At 58.7% G+C, this 15,745-nt stretch carries 14 protein-coding genes; 3 read left to right on the top strand and 11 right to left on the bottom strand.

Annotation, left to right across the window (positions count from 1 at the left end; translation table 11 throughout):
* Positions 1–221 precede the first annotated feature (221 nt).
* Complete coding sequence (locus tag EKD05_RS14165; RefSeq protein WP_165360736.1) at positions 222–1,211, top strand: IS110 family transposase; 990 nt, start codon at positions 222–224, stop codon at positions 1,209–1,211.
* 158 nt (positions 1,212–1,369) lie between these two features.
* Here the strand turns inward: EKD05_RS14165 and EKD05_RS14160 are convergent, their stop codons facing one another.
* The 8 genes from EKD05_RS14160 to EKD05_RS14125 form a co-directional block, all read right to left on the bottom strand.
* Positions 1,370–2,626: a Zn-dependent hydrolase gene (locus EKD05_RS14160; RefSeq protein ID WP_129673805.1), complete on the bottom strand. Its 1,257-nt coding sequence runs from the start codon at positions 2,624–2,626 to the stop codon at positions 1,370–1,372.
* Positions 2,627–2,642: 16 nt separating this feature from the next.
* Positions 2,643–4,043 carry a dihydropyrimidinase gene (hydA, locus tag EKD05_RS14155; RefSeq protein ID WP_129673803.1) on the bottom strand — a complete coding sequence of 467 codons (1,401 nt, stop codon included), beginning with the start codon at positions 4,041–4,043 and terminating at the stop codon, positions 2,643–2,645.
* Positions 4,044–4,070: 27 nt separating this feature from the next.
* Positions 4,071–5,123 (bottom strand): TIGR03842 family LLM class F420-dependent oxidoreductase, encoded by a 1,053-nt coding sequence (locus EKD05_RS14150; protein WP_129673801.1) that lies wholly within the window; start codon positions 5,121–5,123, stop codon positions 4,071–4,073.
* 124 nt (positions 5,124–5,247) lie between these two features.
* On the bottom strand, positions 5,248–6,315 hold the full coding sequence (locus EKD05_RS14145) for an ABC transporter substrate-binding protein (RefSeq protein ID WP_129673799.1): 1,068 nt from the start codon (positions 6,313–6,315) through the stop codon (positions 5,248–5,250).
* 121 nt (positions 6,316–6,436) lie between these two features.
* Positions 6,437–7,255, bottom strand: coding sequence for an ABC transporter permease (locus tag EKD05_RS14140; RefSeq protein ID WP_129673797.1), 819 nt, complete (start codon positions 7,253–7,255; stop codon positions 6,437–6,439).
* A 4-nt stretch (positions 7,256–7,259) separates the two neighbouring features.
* Positions 7,260–8,045, bottom strand: a complete 786-nt coding sequence (locus EKD05_RS14135; protein WP_129673795.1) for an ABC transporter ATP-binding protein — start codon at positions 8,043–8,045, stop codon at positions 7,260–7,262.
* A gap of 4 nt (positions 8,046–8,049) precedes the next feature.
* Positions 8,050–8,889, bottom strand: coding sequence for an ABC transporter permease (locus tag EKD05_RS14130; RefSeq protein ID WP_165360735.1), 840 nt, complete (start codon positions 8,887–8,889; stop codon positions 8,050–8,052).
* Between the two features lie 286 nt (positions 8,890–9,175).
* Positions 9,176–10,333: a 6-phosphofructokinase gene (locus EKD05_RS14125; protein WP_129673791.1), complete on the bottom strand. Its 1,158-nt coding sequence runs from the start codon at positions 10,331–10,333 to the stop codon at positions 9,176–9,178.
* A 362-nt stretch (positions 10,334–10,695) separates the two neighbouring features.
* On the opposite strand from EKD05_RS14125, the gene EKD05_RS14120 reads away from it, so the two are divergent.
* Both EKD05_RS14120 and EKD05_RS14115 read left to right on the top strand, forming a co-directional pair.
* Positions 10,696–12,030 carry an extracellular solute-binding protein gene (locus EKD05_RS14120; protein ID WP_129673789.1) on the top strand — a complete coding sequence of 445 codons (1,335 nt, stop codon included), beginning with the start codon at positions 10,696–10,698 and terminating at the stop codon, positions 12,028–12,030.
* Positions 12,031–12,275: 245 nt separating this feature from the next.
* Positions 12,276–12,866 carry a zinc ribbon domain-containing protein gene (locus EKD05_RS14115; RefSeq protein WP_129673787.1) on the top strand — a complete coding sequence of 197 codons (591 nt, stop codon included), beginning with the start codon at positions 12,276–12,278 and terminating at the stop codon, positions 12,864–12,866.
* An 82-nt stretch (positions 12,867–12,948) separates the two neighbouring features.
* On the opposite strand, the gene EKD05_RS14110 is transcribed toward EKD05_RS14115, so the two are convergent.
* Genes EKD05_RS14110 through EKD05_RS14100 form a run of 3 tightly spaced genes read right to left on the bottom strand, consistent with a single transcriptional unit; the run spans position 12,949 to position 15,744 of the window.
* Positions 12,949–13,737, bottom strand: a complete 789-nt coding sequence (locus tag EKD05_RS14110) for a TlyA family RNA methyltransferase (protein WP_129673785.1) — start codon at positions 13,735–13,737, stop codon at positions 12,949–12,951.
* A gap of 6 nt (positions 13,738–13,743) precedes the next feature.
* A complete protein-coding gene (locus EKD05_RS14105) occupies positions 13,744–14,088 on the bottom strand; it encodes a hypothetical protein (protein ID WP_129673783.1) in 345 nt (114 codons plus the stop codon).
* Between the two features lie 12 nt (positions 14,089–14,100).
* Entirely contained in the window at positions 14,101–15,744 is a 1,644-nt protein-coding gene (locus EKD05_RS14100) for a glycine--tRNA ligase (protein WP_129673781.1), read from the bottom strand.
* Position 15,745 lies beyond the last annotated feature (1 nt).

Below are 15,745 nucleotides of genomic sequence, written 5' to 3'. Positions count from 1 at the left end.
GCACACGACCGCCACCCTGCTATCATGGGCACGCCAGTGCCGAAAAAGACCGTGAAAGTCCTGTGCCCATGAGGCCGTCTGGCAGATCGGTCATGTGCAGTGGTACGCGTGTTCGTCGAGGCTGTGTAAGATCGTTTCCCGGCATCCTGCCAGGGCGCACGAACAAGGTTCTGCCCAGAACACGCATCAGACGTGGCGACCGTGCAATGAGGAGGAAACTCATGGACGTCCTTGGCATTGATTTGGCGAAACTGACATTTGATGCGACGGTACAGACCGCAACCGGTGCCCATCAGTACCAGGCGTTCCCCAACACCCCGGATGGCTTCGCCCAGTTGACCGACTGGCTGATACGGCTCGGCGTGACCCACGTCCATGCGTGTATGGAAGCCACCAACATCTCCTGGGAGGCGCTCGCAACGTGGCTCCACGCGCGGGGGCACACGGTCAGTGTGGTGAATCCGGCTCGGATCAAGGGCTACGCCCAAGCCACGATGCAGCGCAACAAAACCGACAAGCTCGATAGTGTCATCATTGCGTCCTTTTGTGCGACCCACCAGCCGACCGCGTGGGAGCCGATGAGCGAGGTGCGGCAGCATTTGCGGGCGTTGGTCCGCCATCGGGACGATCTGCTTCAGACGCAACTGCAACACACCAATCGCTTGCGGGACACCACCGATGCGCTGGTGCGCCAATCGTTGGATGCCATCCTGAAGGTGGTTGCGACGCAGATTCAGGAGGTCGACCAGGCGATCACGGCGCATATGAAGGCCAACCCCGAACTGCGGACGAACCTGAAACTGCTGACCAGCATTGTCGGGATTGGGACGGTCACCGCCGCCAAGCTGTTGGCCGAATTCGCGGCGATGGACCAGTACGACTCGGCACGGTCGGCGGCAGCCGATACGGGGGTCACGCCCAGCCAGTACGAGTCGGGGACGTCGGTGCGCCGCCGACCGCGCATGTCGAAAATGGGCAATGCCAACCTCCGGTCGGCGTTGTACTGGCCCGCCATTACCGCGATGACCCACTGTCCGGCAGTCAAGGCCTTTGCGGCACGTCTGGCCGCCAATAACAAGCCCAAGAAAGTGATTATCGGTGCCGTCATGCGTAAGTTGGTGCATATCATCTATGGTGTGTTGAAGCATCAGACCCCCTACGACCCCGCGAAAGTCCTCGGTCCATCGGCGAAGCAGCCTAAACCTCTATAAAAACGAACATATGTATGTCGTCTGGCTCGCCCAATGGACACGTCAACGTAATATCTGCCAGGTGTGCGCCGGGACATGCCTCCGGTACCCCCATGGATCGCGGCGGCGCACACCTGGCAGGTTTCCGCAGGAAAACTCTGCGCCTTTGCGCCTTTGCGTCAAATTTCTTTAGCCCCGTGCCCAACAATCCATTGCATCGTCAGACTCGCCACGCGATCTAGCACCTGTACCGAGTAAGCAATGTCCTCTTCACGGGTGTCTTCGATTTTGTTGTGCGAGATGCCATAGAGACTCTGCGAAAAGATCATCACCGTTGGAATTCCCGCACGCGCAACTTCGGCGGCATCGTGGAGTGGGCCGCTCGGCAGGAGATGCACCGTGCCGCAGATGGCACGGGCGGCTTCTTCCCCCAGCGCGATCAGATCAGGGTGAAACGGGATTGGCTCGATGTGCCAGATCCGTTCCCACGCAACCCCGCACTTCTCTTCGGCGGCAAAGCGCTCAGCGGCGTCTTGCGCCTCTTGCAGCATAGCGGCAAGCGACGCGGCTTCCATGTGGCGCTGATCGAGGGTGATCATACACTCACCGACAACTGCGGTCACAATACCCGGTTTGGTGATGCAACTTCCAACGGTGCAGACCCCGCCGTGGCGCTTGGCGATTTCGCGAATTTCCAGGCCGAGTTTCGCCGCCGCACCAAAGGCATCGCGCCGTTTGTCCATCGGCGTCGAACCCGCGTGCGCCGCCTGGCCGGTAAAGGTGATCGCGTGGCGCTCGACGCCAAAGGTGCCAATGACGATCCCAACCGGCAAACCCATACTTTCGAGCACGGGACCCTGTTCGATGTGCAATTCGAGATAGGCGGCGGCATTGGCCGCCCGACCTCCGCATGCCTTCGCCTGGTAGAGATCCACCCCCTGCGCGGCGAGCGCGTCAACCAAACGGATGCTGTCTTTATCGCGCAGATCGGCCACACCCGCCGGATCAAGGTTGCCCGAAAAAGCACTGGAGCCAAGCAGACTCCGCCCGAACCGAGCACCCTCTTCGTCGGCCCAGTCAACCAGGCGCAACGTGACTGGTGGCGTACCTTCAGCAGCCATACGGCGCATCACCTCGAGCCCGCCCAGCGTATTCATACAGCCATCGAGCCAACCCCCATTGGGCACCGAATCGATGTGGCCGCCGATCAACAAGGCCTGTTCCGAGGCGCCTGGCAGGGTCGCCCAGAGATTGCCGGCCTCATCGGTCTCAACGGTGACTGGCAGTTCGGCCAGTTTTGCTTTGAGCCACGTGCGGGCCTGCGCCCAGGTCTCGGTCCAGGCGACGCGCTGGGCCCCGTTCTCATCACCGGTAAGCGCACGCAGTTCTTTCAACTCGGCGATCGTGCGGGCCGGATCAATTGTTGCTACGGTCATGCTTCTTCCTCTTAAGCTACAGCCCGAACGGGCGGCGATGCACAAAGCGTCCTGCGCCTGCTTCGCCCTTCCATTCACCGTTGTCAACCAGCACCTGACCGCGGGAAAGCACGGTACGCGGTGCGCCAACAACTTCCCAGCCCTCATAGAGGGTATAGTCGGTGCGCTGGTGCTGCGTGGCGGCGCTGAGCGTTCGTTTCGCCTCGGGGTCCCAGATGACCAGATCGGCATCAGAGCCGGGCGCGACGGCACCCTTCTGCGGATAACAGCCAAAGAGCCGGGCCGGGTTGGTCGAGCAAAGTTCGACCCAGCGGTTCAGCGAGAGCTTGCCAGTGCGCACGCCGTGGGTATAGAGCAGCATCAAGCGCTCTTCGATGCCCGGGCAGCCATTGGGAATCTGGGCAAAGCTGGCCTTCCCTAGCTCCTTGCCAGGCGTGCGTCCGTCTTTGCCGCCTTCAAACCAGAAGGGACAGTGATCGGTCGAGACGGCCTGCAATGAGTTATCGGCCACACCCTGCCAGAGCGCGACCTGGTCGTGTTTTTCACGGAACGGAGGCGAACAGACCCACTTGGCTCCTTCGAAGCCCTCGCGGGCGAGATCATCTTTAGTAAAGAAGAAGTACTGGGTACAAGTTTCGGCGAAAATATGGCCGGCCCCACCGCGCGCACGCGCCAGGCGCACTGCTTCAAGCGCACCGGCATTGGTCAGGTGAACGACATAGAGCGGCGCACCACTCACTTCGGCGAGCCGCACTGCCCGCGCTGTCGCCTCGGCTTCGAGCTCGGGCGGGCGGGTCAAGGCGTGGTACTTTGGGGCAAGCTGGTCGGCGGCAAGGGCATCTTTGATCAAGACATCAATCGCATCGCCGTTTTCGGCATGCACCATAATGAGCAACTTATGTTTGGCAGCCTGCTGCATCGCCCGGAAGAGCGTCGTATCATCAACTTGTAACGCACCCTTGTACGCCATAAAGAGCTTGACGCTCGTAACGCCATACTCAGCACAATGGGCCATCTCCTCAAGCAATGCCTCAGAGAGATCGGTAATCGCGACGTGAAAGCCGTAATCAATCACCGCCTTGCCCGTCGCCTTGGCCTGCCAGATATCAAGCGTTTCACGGAGCGACGCCCCTTTAGGCTGAATCGAAAAGTCAATATGCATCGTCGTACCGCCAAATGCCGCGGCCCGTTGGCCGGTGAAAAAATCATCCGACGAGACCGTCCCGCCAAAGGGCATATCCAGATGGGTATGCACATCAATGCCACCGGGGATCACATAGGCCCCTGACGCATCGATCACCTTGTCACCAGACAGGCCCTGCCCAAGTGCCACAATCTGTTCACCCTCGATCAGCACATCAGCAGGAAACGTATCGCCCGCTGTTACCACGGTTCCACCCTTGATCACAGTTGACATACCCAGCTCCTTTGCTCAGTTTCAGGATCAGACCGACTTGCTTGCCGAACCAAAGGCAGGCACAATCTGGCGACCGTAGACCTCAAGGCAGGCCTCTTCTTCGCCGCTCATCAGATAGATATTGAACTGATGGACTCCAAGTGCAGCCAATTCGTGGAGGCGGCGGCGATGTTCTTCAACCGGGCCAACAATGCAGAAGCGATCAACCACATCGTCAGTGACAAACGCGGCATTGCTCGAGCCAACTTCCGCATGCTTCTGGTAATCATAACCAGCCCGCGCACTGACATACTGGGTCAATTCGGGCGGCAACATCGCCTGGTCGTAACGGGCGAGTAGATCGACCACATGGTTCGAGACGAGGGCGGGGAACCAGCGCACCTGATCGCGCGCATAGGCCAGATCATCAGCCACCCAGACCGGCGCAGCGGCCATCACCTTGATCGACGCGGGATCGCGTCCTGCGGCGCGTGCGCCCTCGTGGAGAAAACCGAGGCACCATTTGATCAACGCAGGATCGGCAAACTGCAGGATCACCCCATCGGCAATGCGCCCGGTCAGATGCAACGCTTTTGGCCCATAGGCTGCGATCCAGATCGGCATTGTGGGTTCGGGATGGCAGTTCTCGGCACAGGCGGGGCCACAGCTATCCTGGCAAGCCCAGGGCAACTGCACCGTCTGTTCTTCGTGGCTCACCGGGCGTCCGGTGGCGAGCGCACGGATCTTGAGGGCTGCGACTTCGAGGTCGGCCAGCGTCGTCGGTTTTTTGCCCAAGACACGCCGCGAGCTATCACCGCGCCCAATGCCAAGATCCATGCGCCCACCCGAGATCAGATTCAGGGTTGCCAGGCTACTAGCGGTCACGGTAAGATCCCGCACCGCCGGATTGGTCACACAGGTGCCGAGGCGCATATGTTGGGTATGATGCGCCATCAACGTCAACAATGGATATGGGTCTTGCCAGAGCACATGCGAGTCAAAGACCCAGGCGTACCGAAACCCTACCTCTTCAGCCTGTTTTGTCAACGCCACACTGCGAGTTGGTGGCATGTCCAGCTTGAGTGTGATGGCAAATTCCATAATTTTCTCGACTTGCTTTGTTGTTGCACTCTAATACTAAAAATCCTTGTGCTGGTGAAAACGACCGGCCAGGCTGGTCGTTTTCACCAGCGCAAGCTTGGGGGCCGCAGGCCCCCAACAGAGCTTATTGCGAAGCCATCTCCCAGATTTCGTGGGTATAGGCGGCGGGCTCGGCGGGCTGGGTAATGACACCGAATTCGAGCGCCGTTGCAGCAGCAAAATCAAACAGGGCAGGCTCGAGGAAGCCAACCTTGGTACTGGGATCAAGCGGGTCGCCCCAGATCAACTTGTTGACCTCATTCATCTGCCAGGTCTGCGCTTCGCGGGTCATAACCCCACCGCTATCCTGGCTGAGCACGCTATCCACGCACGAGTCAACATTGTCGCGGCAATAGGCCCATCCTTTGATCGAAGCGCGCACAAAGCGGGCCGCAATATCTTTGTTGGCCGGATCAGCCGTGAGCCAGGTTTCGCTTACAAAAATGCCATCCTCGGGCATCGCTGTGCCAAGCTCGTTGTAGTCAATGATATTCAGTTCCTCGATCGTATGACCGGCACTCAAGACCTGATAGAGCTCGTTGTAGGTCATGGCGGCGGCGGCGTCAACCTCGCGATTGAGCAGCAGGTTCATATCAAAAGGTTGCTGAACGAGCGTCAGGTCGGTATCGGGATTGAGATTGAACTTGCTCAACGTAGCGAGCAAGTTATACTCGTTGCCGCCAAACCAGACGGCGATATTGCGCCCGGCAAAATCCTCGGGCGAGGCAATGCCACTGTCGGCCCATGCCAGGTGTCGCATCCCGGCACGGGTGTAGATCTGGGCAATATTGACAAGGGGCACGCCCTGCTCGCGGGTCGCCAGCAGACTCGCCATCCAGTTGATCCCAAACTCGGCCTGCCCACTTGCGACCACCTGCTCAGACACAATATCGGGGCCACCGGGCTTGATCGTCACCTCAAGCCCCTCTTCGGTATAAAAGCCCTGGTCAAGGGCGGCATAATAGCCCGCAAACTGAGCCTGAGCCACCCACTTCAATTGGAGACGGACAGGATCAAGCTCGGCAGCGGGTTCAGGAGCGGCCTCGGTAGTTGGAGCAGCGGGTGCCGCAGGGGGAGTCTGTCCACAGGCCGCCATGATCAGGCTAGCCACGATCATCACCAACAAGAGAGCAAAACGCTTCGCAATGGGCATAACGAAAGCCTCCTTCAAGATACATTTGCACACGATAAGACCATACTACCCGACACGTGAAAACGATGAAGCTCCTTTCTCTGCTTGTGTTTGCCCAAGAAAGCTGCGTTGCACGCGAGCGTCATTGCCCAGAATGCCGATGCTTCCATGGCATAACCCACCGCTCAATCAAGACAATGACGAGATAGAAGATAAGCCCATAGAGGCAGGCGACCATGATCGCCGACCATGCTTCACGCGTGCGCAAAATCCCTGCCTGCGTCTTGATATAGACCCCAAGGGCATTCCGGGGGCCACCAAAGAATTCGGCGACCACGGCACCGATCATGCTCAGGGTCGCGCAGACTCTGAGGGCATTGAAGAGAAAGGGCAGCGCGGCTGGCATGCGTAGCTTGAGAAAGACAGCGCGTTGTGGGGCCGCATACGACCGCATCAAGAGCAACGCATCGGCGCGAGGTGAAATAAGCCCGGCGTAGACGCTGACGAGCGTCGGAAAGAAGGTCATCACCGCGATCACCCCGATCTTTGAGGCGGCGCTGACACTGCCGAGCCAGATGCCCATCAGGGGCGAGAGCGCAATAATTGGCACAGCACTTGCGGCAATGGCGAGGGGCACCAACCCATCAGCCACAAATGTCCAGCGCACACAGAAGATCGCCACTAGCACCCCCAGTGAGCACCCGATGGCACTCCCCATCAGTGCATTGCTAAACGTCACCATGCCAATGCCCAGCAAAAACCAGGGGCGTTCGAGAAAGGTCGCCATAATCTGGCTGGGGGCTGGCAAAAGATAGATCGGAATTTCAAACAACCAGACTGCGCTTTCCCAGAGCGCAATGCCCAAGACAAACATCAACACAGGCGGCCAGAGCATATGAAACCACTGGGCTGCCTGGTCGATGCTGCGTACTGCCGGGGTTGAAACCGTCGTTGCTTGCATAGGCTTACCCTGCCGTCTCAGTTGCCCGGAGGCACTCGCGCACCTCGGTGACAAGGGCAAAAAACTGGGGATCTTCGCGGGTCTCGAAGGCGCGAGGGCGGGCGAGGTTGACCTCAACCACCCGTTGGACGCGGCCAGGACGCGGTGACATCACGACCACCCGATCCGCGAGAAAGACCGCTTCAGGAATGCTATGGGTAACAAAAATGACCGTCGGGCGGGGTTCAGCCTCCCACCAGATACTGAGCAACTCGAGTTGCAAGCGCTCACGGGTAATCTCATCAAGCGCCCCAAATGGCTCGTCCATCAACAGGATCGACGGGGCAAACGAGAGGGCGCGGGCAATCGAGGCGCGTTGTTGCATACCGCCTGATAACTGATGCGGGTAGGCCTCACCAAAATCCCCAAGGCCGACCAGTTTGAGCAGTTCCATCGCCCGTTGGTGCCGTTGCTCTTTGGGGCGCCCCATAATCTCAAGCGGCAGTTCGACGTTCTTGCGGATCGTACGCCAATCGTAGAGTACCGGGGACTGGAAGACAATGCCATAGTCCCGATCACGACGAGCCTGGTCAGGGGTTTTGGCCTTGATGCGTACCGTGCCATTGCTCGGTTGCTCAAGATCGCCAATCAGACGCATCAGCGTACTCTTGCCGCAGCCACTCGGCCCGATGAGCGCGATAAACTCACCGGCGGCAATGCGCAGGGTCACATCGTGCAGGGCCGTGACAGGCCCCGCACCACCCTGATAGATCTTCGACACTCGCTCGAACTCAATAATTGGTGTATCCATAGCTTCAACGCTTCACAATCAGGCGCTCGGCGAGCGCAACGAGACCATAAAAAACCACGCCGATCAGCCCGGCGACGAGGATCGCCAGGTAGAGCGCCGGAGGACGCGAATTATAGAACTGGGCGGCATTCAGGATCATCACCCCGATGCCTTCACTGCTGCCCGAGGGCAACTCGGCGACAATGGCCCCAATAACACTTGCCGACGCAGCAATCTTGAGTGAGGCAAAAAGATAGGGGAGTGACGCGGGCAAGCGCAACTTCCAGAAGGTCTGCAGCGAAGAGGCCGCATACGAACGCATCAGATCAAGGCTCTGCGGGGAAGCCGAGCGCAAGCCACGCAGCATGCCAATCGTCACTGGGAAAAAGGTGAGGTAGGCCGCAACAAAGATCTTGGCGATCCACGGCTCGGCCCCCATCCGTCCGAGACTCACCACGACCATCGGGGCGATCGCGAGGATCGGCACCGTCTGCGAGCCAATGACATACGGCATCAAGCCGCGTTCAAGGATCGGCATGCGCATAAAGAGGAGCGCCAGACCAAAACCGAGCAGGCCACCAATGAAAAAGCCACCCATTGCGATCCGCAGGGTAGCCCAGGCATTGATCAGCATCTGTACGAGCAAGAGCGGCCCGTTGCCACCCTGTGTGCGGGTAAACATCGTCGCCACAATATCGCCGAGGTGGGGCAGGCGCTGATCAGAGATCCCAAAGAGCAGTTTGCTGCCTTCCCAGATGAGAAGCAGCGCTGTAACAATGCCAATAACCGGCAGCATCCGCCGTCCTGCCGTTACCATGACCGTCCGCACCCGCACTGAAGACGAAGGAGCAACCGAATATGCCAAGGCCAACCTCCACCTGATGGATGAGGCTTCCACACACATGCAACCCTGGGGGGGGGCCGGGTACAGCATTGTCACCAGGCCGACGGCTGGTCATTACACACACCGGGGCGCTAACGTCGCGAAGAACCGGCGGGAGGAGTATAAGCTTTTTGTTCCGGGCTGAAGTATAGTGTAGCGCCGCTAGCGCTATTTGTCAACGGAGGTGTAAAGCTGGTGGCAGCATTTGGTTGGGGGAACGTAAAAAAGCCAGCGTAGCTGGCTTTTTTACGTTCCCCCAACCAAATGCCTAATAGAGGAACATCGGCTTGCCGACGAGGTGGGTAATATGAGGTTTGTACTGGTCGGTATCGTAGAGTTCAGGCACGTCAACGCGCTTGACGCCGCGGATACTCGAGTCGACGAGCACGGTCGTGTAGACCCCATTTTGCAGTGCAACCATCACGCCATCGTGGCCTTTCTCGAGCTGCTGGATCGCCAGGTTGCCAAATGAGGCGGCCACCATACGATCAAGCGAGTCGGGAGCACCGGCACGCATCAGGTAGCCGAGTTGTTGATTGAGGATATCCACCCCGGTGATTTTGGTGAGTGCTTCACCGACGATCTGCCCGATGCCACCAAGCTTACGGTGCCCATAGGCATCTTCCTGCCCATATTCGATCACCTGCCCGCCGAGCATACTGGCACCCTCAGAAATAACGAGGACAGCGTAATTGCTTGGGTTGTTGCGCCGATCATCCATAATGAAACTGGCGACACGCTCGATATCAAAGGGCACTTCACTGATCAAGGCTCGATCAGCATCACCAAGGTAAGCCGAAATAAGGGCGGTTTCACCACTGTTGCGCCCAAAGAGTTCGACCACCGCGATACGCTCGTGGCTTCCTGCCGGGGTACGCAGGGCATTGATGAATTCGACACTGCGGGTTACTGCGGTGCTAAACCCGATACAGTAATCGGTGCCAAAAACATCGTTGTCCATCGTCTTGGGAATCGCGATGACGCGAATGCCCTCTTGATGCATCCGGGCAGCGTAACTCAGCGTATCATCACCACCAATGGGGATAAGCGTGTCAACGCCGAGATGCTCGAGAACTCGCAGCACATGGGGCGTCGCGTCAATGAGCTTCTTCTCACCTGCTGGCTCAAATTTGCCCTCGAGAAAATCGGGCATGGCCGCTGGTTTTATCTTGGCTGGATTGGTACGTGAGGTGTGGAGATGCGTGCCACCAGAACGATCAATTGTCCGAACAAGCGCTGGTGTCAGCGGTTGTACCCATTCGGAACTTCCCTCGGGATCGTCAGGGTTGTAGTTGAGCAGTCCTGCCCATCCCTTACGGATACCAACAACTTCCCATCCATTTGCCGCTGCACGGTTGACCACTGCTTTGATACACGGGTTTAGACCGGGGACGTCACCACCGCCGGTGAGGATACCGATGCGCATAGTCACTCCTTCATAGCCTTATCGTACCACTTGTCACGGATACTGCTTGATGCTCGATGCTTCGGCCGAAAGCTGCATGTAACCGTTCGATTCATTATCGTAAGCACAGAACATCCCTTTACACCATTGTAGAGATGGTTCCTAACAGGTAGATGGCTGAACTACTTGCATGTAAACGCGTCTCGTGCCGTCTATAATAATCCTTTGCGAGCGGCTGTGCGGTTAAGATTGCTTTCCGCAAGGTAGTGATTAACAAAGCTAAGATCAGTTACATGCGTATCCCTGTGGCCTACAGCCACAGGGACACGCATGCCATGTGCGGTTAGGCTACGGTGGATAGCAGACTGTACTATAATGCGGCTATGAAGTTTTTGCGTACAATCTGGTTGCTGTTGCTCGCAATGCTCTTGGCGATGGTCGCTACCGGGTGTGTTGCTCCTCCTCTATCACCTGAGATTGTGGTGGATCAAGCGCGTGAACCGTCGCCAACACCGACGCTCGTGCCTCGCCCTGCGGCGACGCCGTTGCCCACGCGTGTACCGCCGACACTGACACCGACGCCCACGCTTCCTGCGCTTTCGATCTGGGTTGCTGAAGAAGGCCCCGCGCTCGCTACGGTGCAGGCGCTCTTCGCCGATCTGGCCCAACGCGCCGACCTTGAACTCGAGGTTGTGCCGCGCCCGCCCGATGGTCTCCGTTTGAGTATTGCGACAGCGTCGGTACGCGGCGAGCCGTTGCCTGATCTGATCTGGGGACATCAAGAGGATCTTGCTGGTCTGTTGCTTGATGGTCACCTGCAGCCGGTACCCGATGCTCTGCGCTCAACCGAGGCGTTGCCGGCGGTGCTCACCACTGCAACCTATGATGGTCGGCTCTGGGGTGTTCCGGTGCTGGCGCGCAATAGCCTTTTGTTGCTCTACAATCGTGAGTTGATCGAGGCAGCGCCCTCCACCAGCGATGAGTTGATTGTCCGTGCGCGGGCGGCGCGCAATCCAATGACGGCTGGTCTGGTGATGGCCTGGACTGATCCGCACTGGGTGTTGCCCTGGTTGCATGCGTTTGGCGGCGCTCCAACCGATCCTACCGGCGCAACGATTACGCTCAATACGCCGGCGATGACGGCTACCCTGAACTTGATGCGTGAGTTGTATACCGCCGCCCCAACCAATGGCGATAGCTATGCGCGTGGGCAGCGCCTCTTTGCCCAGGAGTATGCCGCTTTCGCGATTGATGGTGACTGGGCCTTGCCCCGCTATCGTGCAGTGAGCGAGACTCTTGAACTCGGCATTGCCCCACTACCGATGGTCCCCGCAACCGGCAAGGCTCCGCTTGCGCCCCTTGGTGGCACCTATCTGATGGTTACAACCGGGCTTGATGCGTCAGGCCTGGCCGAGGTTGAAACGCTGGCGGCGCTGCTCAGCGAACCCGAGGTTCAGTTGAAGTTGGCCCGTGACCTCGGGCGCTTACCCGCACAACAGACCGTGCTTGCGCAACTTGTCAATGGCGATGATCCCGCGCTGGCCGCAGCCGCTCGGCACGCCGCCGAGGCGCCTGGCTTGCCGCCAACGCAGGCCGTCCGTTGCGCGCTCTATGGGATCAATGCCTGGATGGGGCGGCTTCTTGACGGTACGCTTGAGGTCAATCAGGCCCCGCTGAATATGCAACGCGAGGCCGAAGCGTGTCTGAGTCGCTTTTAACGACGATCTCCACTATTTTCTGGAACAAGGTTTCAGGGTGCATTACAATGTATGCTCATCGGAGTGCCGACTTATGAATATTCAATAGTCCATCGAATCTATGGTAGTGCCGACTTCAGTCGGCTTCCGGCTCAGCCGACTGAAGTCGGCACTACGAGTCGAGAGTAAAGCTGCTGAGCCGACCCTCCCAGAAGATTGCGGTGGTTCTATCTGGTCACATGTGACCGAATGTTGCGGAGGAAGCCATGCGTTGTCAAGCCTGTGGTGCCGATCTGCCCGATGATGCGGCTTTTTGTATTGAGTGTGGAACGCCAACCGAGCGACCGGGGGTCACCGGTGCGACCGTTGTGTTGCCCAAGGCCAGCGACCCCAATGTGATCACGTGTGCGGCATGTGGGGCCAACAATCCACCGTATGCGGTCTTTTGTGTGCGTTGTGGTCAGCGCCTCGGTGATCCTGCCGCCATGCCAACGCGCAGTTCGCCACCTATCATCGATCTTGAACCTGCCCGCGATCTGGCTGTGCCAGAACCACCTGCGCAGCCACGGGCACAGCCGGCCACTGATGCGATTGCCGGGGTGATCTTCTTGCTTGGCCTGGCCCTGCTCTTCTTTACCCGTCAGTTCTGGCCGGGCATTCTTGTGGTTGTTGGCCTCACCAGTTTTATCAGTGAAGCCCTGCGTGGGCGCTACTTCAATGGTATCAATAGCATCATCTGGCTTTTTGGTCTGGCTGTGCTCTTTATGATCCCGCGGATCTTTTTGCCAGGCATTCTCGTCTTGATTGCGCTGACCGTTGCCGTTGATTGGCTCCGCCGTCGTTTTGAGTCACGGTGATGTCTTCCAAAATCGCTGCTGCGCTCCCCAGCCTCCCAGAGTGGTTCGCGACGTGGCGGCCAAGCCGCCACGTCGCGAACCACTAAAGCACAATCTTTTCCAGCTCAAGCGGCGTTCCACCTGGTTGCAACCAGGCAAGAAATTCCTGATTGCCGGCGGGTCCAGTGATCGGCGAGCGGGTCAGACCGCACGCGGTGAGCCCGCGTTCGTTGGCCACGCCGAGTACTTGGCGAATAACACTGCGGTGGATCGCCGGATCGCGCACCACGCCGCCTTTGCCAACCTGGGCGGGGCCAGCTTCAAATTGGGGCTTGATCAATACCACCACCCAGGCACTCGGCGTAAGCAAGCGCTGGATCGCAGGCAAAACCAGCTTGAGCGAGATGAAGGCAAGGTCAACCACCGCACACTCGGCCAGAGGCGCTCGGATCGAAGTGTCGCCCCCAGGCGCAGGGGGCAGCGCCTCCAGATAACGGATATTCGTCCGCTCCAACGGCACCACCCGCGCATCAGCACGGAGCCGGTACTCAAGGATGCCATAGCCAACGTCAACCGCATAGACAAGACGCGCCCCGCGTTGCAGCAAGACATCGGTGAAACCGCCTGTCGAAGCACCGGCATCCAGGGCGGTCAGGCCAGTCGGGTCAAGCCCGAACTGATCGAGCGCATGCGCCAGTTTGTAGCCGCCACGACTCGCGTAGGGCAGCGCAGCGACGACCTCAACGGCGCAACGCGCATCAACCTGCATCCCAGGCTTGCTGGCGGGTTGCCCATCAACCTTGACACTCCCGGCCATCACGAGCGCCTGCGCCTTGCTACGGCTCTCGACCAGGCCACGCTCGACCATCAGCGCATCAAGACGAAGCTTCATTGGCCGTTACGTCCAGCGGTCCTGGAGCACCTCGAGCCGGGCGATTTCGGCTTCGAGCTCACTCACCATCGTGCGCAACCAGTGTGGCGGCTCATTGTGTGGATCGTGCAACTTGAAGCGCAAGCGGCGCAACTCGGTGCGCCGCTGGTGCAATTCGCCAACAACCGCCTCGCCAACGGCACGCTCGTGCTGCTCGGATGATGGTTCAGGCACGTGCGCAAGATGCGCCGTCACCAGTGCCGTCACCAGATCATCAAGGGTACGTCCTTCACGTTGAAGCAGGGCAAGCAAGCGCTCACGTTCTGTGGATTCAAGGTAGATGCGCGTAGGAATAGTAAACCGACCTTGCATAGGCCCCTCGCTTTAGTTGCGCAATTTTGCCTCAAGATAGCCCTGCAATGCGCTGATCGCGACCCGTTCCTGGGCCATCGTATCGCGATCACGTACAGTAACCGTTCCGGTCAGCGAACCATCTTTACCTTCACCGATGGTATCAAAATCAACCGTGACGCAGAACGGTGTTCCGATCTCGTCCTGACGCCGATAGAGCTTGCCAATCGCTCCGGTATCATCATACACCGTACGCATATTATTTTCTAGTTGAAGTTGGCGACGAATCTGCCGTGCGGTCGTAACGATCTTTTCGTGGTTCCGTTTCAGGGGAAAGACCGCCACTTTCACCGGGGCGAGCCGCGGGCGCAGATGGAGCACGGTGCGATAGTGTTCATCAAGCAGCGGCTGAGCCTGGCCGCGCAGCTTTTTGCCAAGATCAATGAGATCGGCCCCGGGCATTGCCAGCAGCGTCTCGACGGCGGGCAGGCGTTCAGGGAGGGCGGCGGCGATCGCATGGCCCTGTTCGAGCAGATCATCGCGTTGCTGCGGGCTCATCTTCTCATTGCGCCCGACCGACTTCAGGAAAGCCGCCAGCGCCTCACCAACCGCCGTCACGCGCTCGGGCGCGGGAGGCTTCGTCATCTCCTCAGCATACGCTTCACAGAGCACCGCCAGCAACCCACGGCCAACCCCAGCCGACGGCTCGATCACATAGGGCACCAGGTGCGTCTTGCGCTCGGCATCATAGTAGGTCAGACGCGCCGTACTATCGTGATTCGCATTCACACGGGCCGTCAGATTGAGTTGCGCTTGGTCTTTACTATGCGAACCGAGATCATAATCGGTACGATTCGCGATGCCCTCGATCTCTTGCACGCCAATGGAGGGATAATCGTACATCAAATCATAGGTGCGTTTCGAATAGTGGGCCAACTCATCAGCCGGCACATCATAGATCGTAATGCGCTCGCGGGGCACCCCAACCGAGGCCCACCAGTCGAGGCGTGCCTGGAGCCAGTGCTCGTGCCAGGCTTCATCGGTACCCGGCAACACAAAAAACTCAATCTCCATCTGGTCAAACTCGCGCACCCGGAAGAGGAAATTGCGCGGATTGATCTCATTGCGAAACGCCTTACCGACCTGCGCAATGCCAAAGGGCAACTTGCGGCTCGTCGTCGTCAACACATTCGCAAAATTGGCAAAAATACCCTGGGCGGTCTCGGGGCGCAGATAGGCAAATGCCTCATCATCGGCGACCGGCCCGATGGCCGTCTTGAACATCATATTGAAATCGCGTGGCTCGGTAAAGCGGCCCTCGCAAGTTCCAGGGCGCTGATCAGGATGCAACAGACAGCGCGCATCGGCAAGCTTATCGGCACGAAAGCGCCCCTTGCAGACCAGACAATCAACCAGGGGATCATTGAAGGTCTGCTCGTGGCCGGAATACTTCCAGACCAACCGATTCATCAGAATCGCCGCATCGAGCCCCTCCATATCATCGCGGGCATAGACATTGGTGCGCCACCAATCAGCGATCAAATTATTCTTGAGTTCAACCCCCAACGGGCCAAAATCGTAAGTTCCCTGAAGACCGCCATAGATCTCGCTTCCCGGAAAAATAAAACCCCGGCGCTTACAGAGCGAGACGATCTGATCCATCGAAAGAGCAGGCATA

The organism is Candidatus Chloroploca sp. Khr17 (assembly GCF_004138165.1).
Classification (GTDB): domain Bacteria; phylum Chloroflexota; class Chloroflexia; order Chloroflexales; family Chloroflexaceae; genus Chloroploca.
Note: the sequence above shows the minus strand (reverse complement) of the source record. Positions and strands in the feature narration are given on the sequence as shown.

Excerpts from the sequence above, each read along its gene's own strand:
- EKD05_RS14135 (WP_129673795.1), bottom strand. The coding sequence starts at position 8,045 with ATGGATACACCAATTATTGAGTTCGAGCGAGTGTCGAAGATCTATCAG.
- hydA (WP_129673803.1), bottom strand. The coding sequence starts at position 4,043 with ATGTCAACTGTGATCAAGGGTGGAACCGTGGTAACAGCGGGCGATACG.
- EKD05_RS14160 (WP_129673805.1), bottom strand. The coding sequence starts at position 2,626 with ATGACCGTAGCAACAATTGATCCGGCCCGCACGATCGCCGAGTTGAAA.
- EKD05_RS14150 (WP_129673801.1), bottom strand. The coding sequence starts at position 5,123 with ATGGAATTTGCCATCACACTCAAGCTGGACATGCCACCAACTCGCAGT.
- EKD05_RS14145 (WP_129673799.1), bottom strand. The coding sequence starts at position 6,315 with ATGCCCATTGCGAAGCGTTTTGCTCTCTTGTTGGTGATGATCGTGGCT.
- EKD05_RS14140 (WP_129673797.1), bottom strand. The coding sequence starts at position 7,255 with ATGCAAGCAACGACGGTTTCAACCCCGGCAGTACGCAGCATCGACCAG.
- EKD05_RS14115 (WP_129673787.1), top strand. The coding sequence starts at position 12,276 with ATGCGTTGTCAAGCCTGTGGTGCCGATCTGCCCGATGATGCGGCTTTT.
- EKD05_RS14100 (WP_129673781.1), bottom strand. The coding sequence starts at position 15,744 with ATGCCTGCTCTTTCGATGGATCAGATCGTCTCGCTCTGTAAGCGCCGG.
- EKD05_RS14165 (WP_165360736.1), top strand. The coding sequence starts at position 222 with ATGGACGTCCTTGGCATTGATTTGGCGAAACTGACATTTGATGCGACG.
- EKD05_RS14105 (WP_129673783.1), bottom strand. The coding sequence starts at position 14,088 with ATGCAAGGTCGGTTTACTATTCCTACGCGCATCTACCTTGAATCCACA.
- EKD05_RS14120 (WP_129673789.1), top strand. The coding sequence starts at position 10,696 with ATGAAGTTTTTGCGTACAATCTGGTTGCTGTTGCTCGCAATGCTCTTG.
- EKD05_RS14125 (WP_129673791.1), bottom strand. The coding sequence starts at position 10,333 with ATGCGCATCGGTATCCTCACCGGCGGTGGTGACGTCCCCGGTCTAAAC.
- EKD05_RS14110 (WP_129673785.1), bottom strand. The coding sequence starts at position 13,737 with ATGAAGCTTCGTCTTGATGCGCTGATGGTCGAGCGTGGCCTGGTCGAG.